The 1,198-nt window shown below is 77.6% G+C and carries 2 protein-coding genes; both read left to right on the top strand.

Going from position 1 to position 1,198, the window contains the following annotated elements:
• The first annotated feature begins 10 nt into the window (after window positions 1–10).
• Window positions 11–970: an ABC transporter substrate-binding protein gene (locus GTR00_RS21265; RefSeq protein WP_407659766.1), complete on the top strand. Its 960-nt coding sequence runs from the start codon at window positions 11–13 to the stop codon at window positions 968–970.
• Window positions 971–1,009: 39 nt separating this feature from the next.
• Window positions 1,010–1,198, top strand: a 189-nt coding sequence (locus GTR00_RS26535; protein ID WP_407659765.1) for a hypothetical protein, incomplete at its 3' end; no start/stop codon positions are given.

Here is a 1,198-nt window from a genome sequence, read left to right as displayed (position 1 = left end):
AGCCACCGCCCTGGCGCTGCCGCTGGAACCGCAGCCGGCCAGCAGCAGCGCCGCCGAACCGGCGGCCCCGGCCAGCGCCCCCGCCGCCCCGGCCACCCGCACGATCAGCACCGAGCAGGGCGAGATCACCGTGCCCGGCGACCCGCAGCGCATCGTCGTGCTCTCCGGCGGCCTGGCCGGTTACCTGTTCGCCCTGGACGCCCCGGTCGTCGCCACCGACACCCGCGTCCTGGGCGTCACCGACCTGGAGGGCGGGTTCCCGCCCTCGTGGGCGGCCCGGGCCCGCGAGCAGGGCACCACCGCGCTGCCGGCCGGCGAGCAGCTGAACGTCGAAGCCGTCGCCGCGGCGCAGCCGGACCTCATCATCGGCGGCGGGCAGGGCATCACGGCCGTGCAGGCGCAGGAGGACTACGACGCCCTCAGCGCGATCGCGCCGACGGTGCTGGTGCCCGCCCGCACCACCGCCTGGCAGGACCAGCTGGAGGCCGTCGCCGAGGCTGCCGGGCGCAGCGGGGACGTCGAGCGGCTGACCGGCGCCTACGAGGAGGAGGTCGCCGCCGTCGCCGCCGCGATCACCCCTCCCGAGGGCGCCACGGTGTTCCTGCTCTCCCTGCCCAACGGCAAGCCCTACCTGGTCCCCGCCGACGCCGCGCTGCCCGCGCTCACCGCCGAGGTCGGCCTCACCCCCGACGACGTCGTCACCAAGGCGGGCGACCCGCAGCTGTACGGCAGCGGCGACTCCTTCGAGGTCGGCCCGGAGCTGCTGGCCGGCGTCGCGGACGCGCCCAACGCCTTCGTGATCGACCTCGGCGGCCGCGGCCTGGAGGAGTTGAAGGCCGACCCGCTGTACGCCGCGCTGCCCTCCTTCGCCGCCGGCCGGGTGTGGGAACTGCCCGCCACCAGCTACCGGCCCGACCACGACGGGGCGCTGGGCGCCCTGCGGGCCCTGGAGGAGCTCTTCGGCGCCTGAGCGCCGAGCGCCGCGGCGGGTCCCGGCGTCGGCGGGGCGATCGGTGAGCGCCACGAGGCCCTGGGCGGTGCCGCGGGGTTCCTGGGCCGGCCCACCAGCGGCGAGGTCCGCACGCCCGACGGGCGCGGTGCCCGCGGCGACTTCGAGGGCGGCTCGATCCACTGGTCCCCGCGCACCGGTGCCCACGCGGTGCGCGGGGAGATCCGGCAGGAGCACGGCTGCCTGGAC

The organism is Kineococcus indalonis (assembly GCF_009906395.1).
GTDB classification, from domain to species: Bacteria; Actinomycetota; Actinomycetes; order Actinomycetales; family Kineococcaceae; genus Kineococcus; species Kineococcus indalonis.
Note: the sequence above shows the minus strand (reverse complement) of the source record. Positions and strands in the feature narration are given on the sequence as shown.